The sequence below is a fragment of the Prevotella sp. HMSC073D09 genome, from assembly GCF_001814145.1.
In the GTDB taxonomy this organism is placed as follows: Bacteria; Bacteroidota; Bacteroidia; order Bacteroidales; family Bacteroidaceae; genus Prevotella; species Prevotella conceptionensis.
Map to the genome: position 1 here is coordinate 70,951 of NZ_KV815060.1, position 9,235 is coordinate 80,185.

General features: G+C 47.8%; 10 protein-coding genes. 4 read left to right on the top strand and 6 right to left on the bottom strand.

Going from position 1 to position 9,235, the window contains the following annotated elements; all coding sequences use genetic code 11:
• Positions 1-115: 115 nt before the first annotated feature.
• The 4 genes from HMPREF2955_RS03910 (at position 116) to HMPREF2955_RS03925 (ending at position 4,950) form a co-directional block, all read left to right on the top strand.
• On the top strand, positions 116-1,207 hold the full coding sequence (locus HMPREF2955_RS03910) for an aldose epimerase family protein (RefSeq protein ID WP_070721196.1): 1,092 nt from the start codon (positions 116-118) through the stop codon (positions 1,205-1,207).
• A 208-nt stretch (positions 1,208-1,415) separates the two neighbouring features.
• On the top strand, positions 1,416-2,729 hold the full coding sequence (locus tag HMPREF2955_RS03915; protein WP_070721199.1) for an MFS transporter: 1,314 nt from the start codon (positions 1,416-1,418) through the stop codon (positions 2,727-2,729).
• A gap of 73 nt (positions 2,730-2,802) precedes the next feature.
• Positions 2,803-3,963 (top strand): galactokinase, encoded by a 1,161-nt coding sequence (galK, locus tag HMPREF2955_RS03920; protein ID WP_044259826.1) that lies wholly within the window; start codon positions 2,803-2,805, stop codon positions 3,961-3,963.
• A 234-nt stretch (positions 3,964-4,197) separates the two neighbouring features.
• A complete protein-coding gene (locus tag HMPREF2955_RS03925) occupies positions 4,198-4,950 on the top strand; it encodes a TIGR02757 family protein (RefSeq protein ID WP_070721202.1) in 753 nt (250 codons plus the stop codon).
• A gap of 193 nt (positions 4,951-5,143) precedes the next feature.
• On the opposite strand, the gene HMPREF2955_RS03930 is transcribed toward HMPREF2955_RS03925, so the two are convergent.
• Genes HMPREF2955_RS03930 through HMPREF2955_RS03955 form a run of 6 tightly spaced genes read right to left on the bottom strand, consistent with a single transcriptional unit; the run spans position 5,144 to position 8,914 of the window.
• Positions 5,144-5,737 (bottom strand): Maf-like protein, encoded by a 594-nt coding sequence (locus HMPREF2955_RS03930; RefSeq protein WP_070721205.1) that lies wholly within the window; start codon positions 5,735-5,737, stop codon positions 5,144-5,146.
• Positions 5,738-5,759: 22 nt separating this feature from the next.
• On the bottom strand, positions 5,760-6,278 hold the full coding sequence (locus HMPREF2955_RS03935) for a KdsC family phosphatase (RefSeq protein ID WP_070721208.1): 519 nt from the start codon (positions 6,276-6,278) through the stop codon (positions 5,760-5,762).
• A 4-nt stretch (positions 6,279-6,282) separates the two neighbouring features.
• Complete coding sequence (locus HMPREF2955_RS03940) at positions 6,283-7,071, bottom strand: Rossmann-like and DUF2520 domain-containing protein (protein ID WP_070721211.1); 789 nt, start codon at positions 7,069-7,071, stop codon at positions 6,283-6,285.
• Positions 7,072-7,076: 5 nt separating this feature from the next.
• A complete protein-coding gene (locus HMPREF2955_RS03945; protein ID WP_070721215.1) occupies positions 7,077-7,604 on the bottom strand; it encodes a nitroreductase family protein in 528 nt (175 codons plus the stop codon).
• A gap of 13 nt (positions 7,605-7,617) precedes the next feature.
• On the bottom strand, positions 7,618-8,289 hold the full coding sequence (locus HMPREF2955_RS03950) for an MgtC/SapB family protein (RefSeq protein WP_009230091.1): 672 nt from the start codon (positions 8,287-8,289) through the stop codon (positions 7,618-7,620).
• A gap of 10 nt (positions 8,290-8,299) precedes the next feature.
• Positions 8,300-8,914, bottom strand: coding sequence for a UpxY family transcription antiterminator (locus HMPREF2955_RS03955; RefSeq protein WP_070721218.1), 615 nt, complete (start codon positions 8,912-8,914; stop codon positions 8,300-8,302).
• Positions 8,915-9,235: the final 321 nt, after the last annotated feature.

The window sequence follows — 9,235 nt, forward strand, 5'->3', positions numbered from 1 at the left end:
GAGCCTTCTGTTGAACATTTTTAACAGGAAACCACCGCTTTTAATATATTAATATTTGTTGCATTCAGTTTTTTTCGTTTACTTTGCAACAAAGTATAACTAAAAACTTTCTTTTATGACGAACACAGATAAGGTACAAAACGTATGCGGGCTGAAACGCGAAGACTTTCAGACTCGCATCAACGGAAAAGAAACCGATTTGTATATTCTCCGCAACAAGGATGGAAACGAAGTAGCCATAACCAACTATGGCGGGGCGCTTGTGGCCATTATGGTTCCCGACAAACACGGAAACCTGGCCAATGTGATACAAGGCCACGACAACATACAAGATGTTGTGAACTCGCCCGAACCCTATCTCTCTACCCTTGTGGGCAGATATGGCAACAGAATTGCCAAAGGCAAGTTTCAATTACATGGTAAAGAGTACAGTCTTCCCATCAACAACGGCCCCAACTCGTTGCACGGAGGAAAGAAAGGCTTTAACGCCAAGGTGTGGGATGCACTGCAAATGAACGACACCACGCTTGTATTGAACTACATAAGTGCATACGGCGAAGAGGGTTTCTCGGGTGAACTAAAAACAACGGTTATCTATACCTTCACCGACGACAACGAATTGGTTATCGAATACATGGCCAAAACAAACAAGAAAACAGTAATCAACCTTACAAGTCACGGCTTTTTCTCGTTGGCTGGCATCGCCAACCCCACACCGAGCATTGAGAATTTAGAGTGCGAAATCAATGCAGACTTTTATATTCCTATCGACGAGGTGAGCATTCCCACAGGAGAAATACGTTTCGTAAAAGGTACGCCGTTCGATTTCAGAACGCCAAAGACCATCGGACAAGACATAAACGCCGACCACGAACAAATAAAAAACGGTGCCGGCTACGACCATTGCTTTGTGCTTAACAAGCGCGAAGAAGGCGAATTAAGCTTTGCCGCACGGATAATGGAGCCTGTAACGGGGCGCACGATGGAGGTTTATACCACCGAACCGGGCGTACAACTCTACACCGACAATTGGGCCGACGGCTACAAAGGGCAACATGGAGCCACCTTCCCACGAAGAAGCGGCATCTGCTTTGAGGCACAACACTTCCCCGATTCGCCCAATCGCCCCTACTTCCCCTCGGTGGTGCTGAACCCAGGCGAGCAATATAAGCAGAAAACAATTTATAAATTCGGAACGATAGCATAAACATTCATCATCAATAGGCCCACTCTTGAAATGCGCCTGCAATGCCTTTGGTAAGCCATTGCCCATCTCTTTCTGCCCCGCCGTTGTGAAATAAGCCGACGAAAAACGTAGAAAGCAACAAGTTTGCCACGTATCAACAGAACGCAAACAGGCAGAGCAGGCTTTTCAAGACAAGCCATATCTAAAAGCATTTATTACTAAAACTAAAATGGAAAATAAACAAGCAAAAAGTGGTAGCATAGTAGCCATTGTCACAATGATGTTCCTCTATGCAATGATTTCATTCGTGACAAACCTCGCCGCACCTATCGGCATTATCTGGAAAAACGCTTTCCAAGGCGACAGTGCCAACACGGTAGGCATGCTCGGCAACGCAATGAACTTCTTAGCTTACCTGTTTATGGGCATCCCCGCAGGTAAGTTGCTTTCGAAAATTGGCTACAAGCGCACCGCTCTTGTTGGTATAGCCCTAGGTTTCATTGGCGTACTGGTGCAGTTCCTTTCTGGTGGCGTAGGCGATAAGGTTGCGGGCTTTTCCGTTTACCTGCTAGGCGCATTCATCTCTGGTTTCTGCGTGTGTACACTTAACACTGTTGTAAACCCCATGCTCAACCTCTTGGGGGGCGGCGGCAACCGTGGCAACCAGCTAAACCTTGTAGGTGGAACGCTTAACTCGCTTGCCGGTACGCTAACGCCTATGCTCGTGGGTGCGCTTATCGGCACAGTAACGGCTAAAACCGCAATGGTAGACATCAACCTTGTGCTTTATATCGCTATGGGTGTGTTTGCAGCTGCTTTCGTTGCACTGCTCTTTATCCCCATAGCCGACCCTGAAATGGGTAAGACCACGGCCGAAACGGTGTACGAAAGAAGTCCGTGGGCATTCCGTCACTTCGTTCTTGGCACCATCGCCATATTCATTTACGTGGGCGTTGAGGTTGGAATACCCGGCACGTTGAACTTCTACCTATCCGATACCAGTGCTAATGGCGGTGGCCTAGACCCTGCAACGGCCGTTAAGATTGGCGGCTTTGTGGCTGGCACCTATTGGTTTCTCATGCTTGTAGGCCGTTTCTCGGCCGGATTTATTGCCGATAAGGTTTCTAGTAAGGCCATGATGATTGTCACAGCAAGCCTCGGCATCTTCCTCATACTGTTGGCTATGGTTCTAGGTAAAAGCACAACGATGGCCATGCCTGTGTTCACTGGCTCGTCGTTCCAGTTTGTTACGGTGCCCATAGCAGCACCGCTGTTGGTTCTTTGCGGCTTATGCACCTCGGTTATGTGGTCCAGCATCTTCAATTTGGCCACCGAAGGCCTCGGCAAATACTCTGCCGCAGCATCAGGAATCTTCATGATGATGGTTGTTGGTGGTGGTGTTCTGCCACTTATGCAGAACTTTATCGCCGACCATGCGGGCTATCTCATCTCCTACTCCATACCGCTAATCGGCCTGGCATTCATTCTTTTCTATGCACTTATCGGCAGTAAGAACGTAAATAAGGATATCCGCGTGGACTAACGCCCAGCTAAACGCGAAACAATTAAGTATTAAACAAATTCCATACATCATTAACCTAAAACACAACAACATGGTGAATATAGAACATGTAAGAAGTCGTTTTATCAAGCACTTCGACGGAAAGACCGGCAACATATACGCATCACCCGGACGCATCAACCTTATTGGCGAACATACCGACTACAACGGCGGGTTCGTTTTCCCAGGAGCAGTAGACAAAGGCATTATGGCCGAGGTACGCCCCAATGGAACCGACACGGTGATGTGCTACTCTATCGACTTAAAAGACCGCGTAGAGTTTAAAGTAGACGACCCCAATGGTCCGCGCGCAAGCTGGGCACGCTACATCTATGGTATTATCCAAGAGATGAAAAAGCTAGGTGTAAACGTCAAAGGCTTTAACACCGCCTTCTCTGGCGACGTGCCACTTGGAGCCGGAATGTCATCATCGGCCGCACTCGAAAGCTGCTTTGCTTTTGCATTGAACGACCTCTTTGGCGACAACAAGGTGTCTAAATGGGACATGGTGCTTGCAGGACAGGCCACCGAACATAACTATTGTGGCGTGATGTGCGGCATTATGGACCAATTTGCAAGCGTATTCGGACAAGAAGGAAAGCTAATGCGACTTGATTGCAGGTCGAGAGAGTTCGAGTATTTCCCCTTCAACCCACAGGGATATAAGCTTGTCTTGCTCGATTCTAAGGTGAAACACGAACTCGCATCCTCGGCTTACAACCACCGAAGAAAGAGTTGTGAGAACGTGGTTGCCGCACTTAACGCCAAGTTCCCTGAGAAGAAGTTCGATACTTTGCGCGATGCAGACTGGCAAGAGCTTGATGCAGTGAAGGCAAACGTTTCGGAAGAAGACTTCAAACGCGCACACTTCGTGCTTGGAGAGAAAGACCGAGTGCTGGCCGTTTGTGATGCTTTGAACGCTGGCGACTACGAAACGGTGGGCAAGAAGATGTACGAAACACACGAAGGACTGAGCAAAGAGTACGAGGTTTCGTGCGAAGAGCTGGACTACCTGAACGAATTGGCCAAGGAAAATGGCGTTACGGGTAGCCGTATCATGGGTGGTGGTTTCGGTGGTTGCACCATCAACCTCGTTAAAGACGAACTTTACGACAAGTTTATAGCAGACGCTAAACAGAAATATGCAGCCAAATACAAGCACGAACCCGCCGTTTACGACGTGGTAATTAGCGATGGTTCGCGCAAGGTTTGCTAACAACACATAGCCAAGTCAGGCTCATAGCCTGCCCATTGGCTACTGAGCAACAACATGAAAGAGGATGTGACAACCTGTGCACATCCTCTTTTTTACGCTTTTTATCCGCTCATGCCAATCCATTGCGCACACGCTTTGTAGGCCTTCTCGCATACTATTGCGCAACGTTTTGGCAAAAGCCATTAGCTAGATAAGCCCAGAGAAAGTCTGTATGATAATAAAAAACAGCACAAAATGAACTTAAAGACCAAAGCACAGTTGAAAGAATACGCCGCACGTTACGAGACAACGGCCTTCTTAAAGGAAGACCCTGCACGCTTTATGCACCTTGTACAGGGCGCAAACAACCAAGAAACGATGGCTTTCATTGCGGCAAACCTAAGCTATGGAAACCGAAAGCAATTCTTTCCAAAGATAAATTTCGTGCTAGAAAAGTCGGAAGGCGAACCTTACAACTGGGTGAAAAGCGGGCTGTTTGAGCAAGACATACCGCCAACCGACGACTGTTACTATCGCCTTTACACCAAAAGGATGATGAATAGTTTCCTTAAAACGCTGCAAAAGCTATTGTCCGAGCACAACACCCTGCACCAATATATACAGACAACAGCCACCAACAACGCCGAAACAGCCATCGTTGCGCTTTGCAAATACTTTGCGGAACATGGGCAAGAAGGCATCGTTCCCATCAATGCACGCTCCGCTTGCAAGCGCATTTGCATGTTTCTGCGGTGGATGGTGCGCGACAATTCGCCCGTAGACTTAGGCATTTGGAAAGACACTATCGACAAACGCACCCTCATCATGCCGCTAGACACCCACGTTTTAACGCAAGCGCAACGCCTAAAACTGCTCAAAAGCAAGTCTACCTCCATGTCTATCGCCAAGAAACTGACTGCCGAAATGGCCAAAGTATTCCCTAACGACCCACTAAAAGCCGACTTCGCGCTGTTTGGATATGGCGTAAACGATGGACAGGAGATTTAAAAACAAACGATGAAAAGACAAGAGTTGTCAGCTTGTTAACACACAAAAACATTAAGTTACAAACTCATAACCCCATCAACTCACAATAACAACAACCTATCACCTCATAAACTCACTACCTCACCAACTGATAAACTCATGAACTCACCAACTGATAAACTTACTACCTCACCAGCTCACAACCTCCACAAGCCTATACTTCAAAAGGATGCAAAAAGTCGAAACAATCTTTCAGCTCTTCGTAAATGCGCTGCACAGGCAAGCCCATCACATTGAAATAACTACCTTCTATACGTTGTACACCTACATATCCAATCCATTCTTGAATGCCATAAGCTCCAGCCTTGTCAAAGGGACGGTAGCTATCTACATAAAAACTAATCTCATCGGCAGTCAGTTCTTTAAACCAAACCACCGTTGTTACGGCGAAACTACGCTGCCATTGACGTGTAGACAGCGTAACACCCGTTATCACCTCATGGCTCTTGCCACTCAACAAGCCCAACATACGCCTTGCATCTTCGGCATCTTGCGGCTTTCCTAGTATCTGTCCGTCGCACACCACAACCGTATCGGCCGTCAAAACCACCTCGTTCTCGGCCATTGTGTCCAAGTATGCGGCCGCCTTAGCCTTTGAAATATGCACAGCCACGTCGCTTACAGGCAACGCTGCGGGGTAACTCTCGTCGATATCACGTATCAATCGCACCTCAAAGTCGATGCCCAAGCCCCGCAACAATTCTTTTCTTCTTGGCGAATTACTCGCCAACACCAATCTATTCTTCATTTTCTTCGTGTTTATTTAATGTTTACCAGCCAAAGGCCTTGGCATCTTTCATCCACAATCCCTTTGCGCGCAGGGTTTGCTCGATAACTTCTCGTCCGCAACCCATACCACCAGCGCACGTGGTTACATAGCGACTAACAGACTTAATGTCGGCGCAAGCATCGGCAGGACAACAAGCACAGCCACAACGAGACATCACTTCGTAGTCGGGAACGTCGTCGCCAACAAACATCAGCTCATCGTCCGCATAGCCATAGCGTGCCTTAAAGTCCTCATAAGCCAGCAACTTCACACCAGCCTTCATGTAAATGTCTTCTACGCCTAAGCCTTCAAACCGCATACGCACGGCCTTGGTGTCGCCACCTGTGATGATGCAGATGCGCAAACCCACCTTTTGGGCAAACTGAATGGCATAACCATCCTTGATATTCACCGTGCGCAGGGGTTCGCCATCGGCAGAAAGCGTGATGGTAGAGGCCGAAAGCACGCCGTCTACATCAAAAATGATGGCGCGTATGCGCTGTAAATCATAGTTTATCATTGCGTTATGTATTTGCCAGTTTATGTATCATTTCGCTCATTAGCTCGTAAAGTCGGCGTTCTTCGGCATCGTCGATAAGGCTCATTTGCCGCTCCATCACCGCCTTATCCATTCTAACGGCAGGGCCTGTTTGCGCATCCTTGGGCGACAGGCGATGCACCTTGGCTGCCGTTTCGTCTATCAGCGGCAGCAACAACCCAAAGTCAAGCCCCCTACGTTTCAGCGTTTCGTTGGCTAGCGAGTAGCACAAGTTCACGAAATTGCACCCAAACACCGCCGCCAAATGAACTATGCGCCGGTCGGCACTGGTAGTTAAGCGCACATCGTGACTCAAAGCGCGCGCCATTTGCAGCAAAACATCTTCCGAAAACTCGTTCACCCCCTCTATCAAGCAAGGAATAGAAGAGAAATCCAGAGGTTTTTGTTTTGAAAACGTTTGCAAGGGATAAAACACACCGTAGTTTTTAGCCAACCCTTCAAACACGTTCATCGGCACACTTCCTGCCGTATGGGCATACACAGCGTGCGGGTTCAGTTGGCAAACTTGCGGCAGTACGCTAGCCAAAGCATCGTCGTTCAAGGCCAACAAATACACATCGGCATCGGCAGAAAGGCTTTCCAAGCTGTTAATAGCCGTTGCGCCCAAACGCACAGCCAATGTTTCGGCGGCCGTCTGCGTTCTACTATACACCTGCGCCACGCTAAATCCAGCCTTTTGCAAAGCCAAACCAAGACTTGTGGCAAGGTTTCCAGCCCCAAGCAGTACTATTTTTGTTGCTTTAATATTGCTCATGCTTGTTAGAAACCACCCACATGCACCTGTTCCCAGCGCGCATCTTCGTCGTCTTTCATTGGCAATTCGTTCGCCTTATGGCCCAAAGCAAGGATACAAAGCGTGTCTAACGTATCCGGGATGTTCAAAATACCGCGCACGATGTCGGTTCCGCGTTCGCCGCTATTCAGTCCGCGATTGCGCACCTGCACCCAACAGCTGCCCAAACCCAAGTCTTCGGCCTGCAATTGCATGGCCAAAGCCGCTATCGAACAATCCTCAATCCAGCAGTCGTTCTCGGCAACATTGCCCAGAACCACCACTGCCACGGCCGCATCTTTCAGCAGGGCAGCCCCCGATTCCTTACATTCCGACAGCTTTTCGAGCGTATCTTTGTCTTCTACCACCACAAAATGCCACAACCTCCTGTTTTTGGCCGAGGGCGAAATAAGGGCGGCATTCAGCACCATGCTCAACTCATCGGCATCTATTTTCTCACTGGTAAATTTGCGGCAACTACGCCTGCGGTGCATCAAGTCGGCAAAACTAGTCATCGTTATCTTCTCCTTATTCTATCTTGTTAATGTCCACTCCCTCGTATTCTTCCATAAATTGGAGCAAACAATTCTCGTAAATCTGTTTCTTTAATTTCAGTTCGATGGTGGCCACCAGCAAGTGCTGTCCATCGCCCAAGGCTTTTTCTTGCATTTCGTAGCTAACAATGGTCATATTCTTAGCTCTCATGTCTTTCAGCACGGCCTTGATATTGTCGTGCGAAGGTGTAGAAAGTGTCAACACAATGTGGCGTGTACCAATCTTTCGCAGTATTAAGTGCAACGCTTCTAAACAAATAAGCACCATTACCGTGGCCGAAGTAGCCAAGAGATACATGCCCGAACCACATGTCAAGCCAATGGCCGACGTAACCCAAAGTCCTGCCGCCGTAGTTAGCCCATGTACCACATGTTTCTGAAAAATAATGATGCCAGCACCTATAAAACCAATGCCCGTAACCACCTGGGAGGCAATACGAGAAGGGTCGAGCGAAACGTTTTTTCCATGTTCTAAGATGAAGTCGAAACCAGAATGCGACAATATCATAAAAAGCGCACTGCCCAACGACACCAAGAAATGGGTCCTAAAACCAGCTTCTTTCGCGCGATATTCGCGTTCTAAGCCGATTGCACCGCCCAACATGCCGGCAATAAAAATTCTAAGTGCAAAGTCAATGTCCATCATTGTTTAATCATTATTGTTGTTCGATGGGCGCACAGCACCATCGACTAACCTTTATCATCACGCCCAATTCGGGCACTTCTTTCAACAAAAAGTACTTTTTGCTGCTACGCACCAGCCTTCCCGTAAGACCTTTCAGCGGTCCGTGTTTTACTATCACGGGCGTACCGCTTTTTAGCTTGGCCTCTGTAGACGATAAGAACTTGCGCATTTCTATTTCGGGGCTGCACATCAGCATAAAGTCTAGCATTTGCTTAGAAGGGATTTCGTAGTACGTGCCGGCCACTCTATCTTTCCTTATCACCGACATCTTAAAGCGTGCGTTAGCAAAGATGCGCCGCAGCTCGCATTCTTCTTTGTCTTTCTTAACGAACACCAGATTAAACACAACAGGCTTGAAAATGGGCTTGCCGTCGTCATCGCCTGTTCGTTTACCGCTCCATTCCATCGGCACAAAGCATGTTAAGCCCGCAGAAGTGAAGTATGCCATTGCCTCGTTAAGCCGCAACGAAAACAAACGTACGGCATGCCACGGCTTACCGTCTTCTGCCAATTGTTGCGGCGAAGACAGTTCGTCCGTGTCTAACAATTCGTTACTCTCATTTCCTTTCTTGGGGATGCTGTGCATATCAGTGCTTTTAAGTTGCAAATATAAGTAAAAACCTGCTTATTACGCACCATTTCATGAGAAAAAGCACTTTTCTAGCCGTGATAACCGAGACGTTAAGCACTTCTCACACCGAAACACCATGCCGATAGGCAAGTTGGAGTTGGCAAACAAGTCAACCAATAAGCTTGTTAACTGACTTACTCGTAAACTTGTTAATTTGTCTACTCGTAAACTTGTCTACTTGTTAACTTGTCTACTCGTAAACTTGTCTACTCGCCAACCAAATTTGTCGTCTTTTCAGCACAAATTTTAACATTATGAGTGCCCTTTTTATCCACC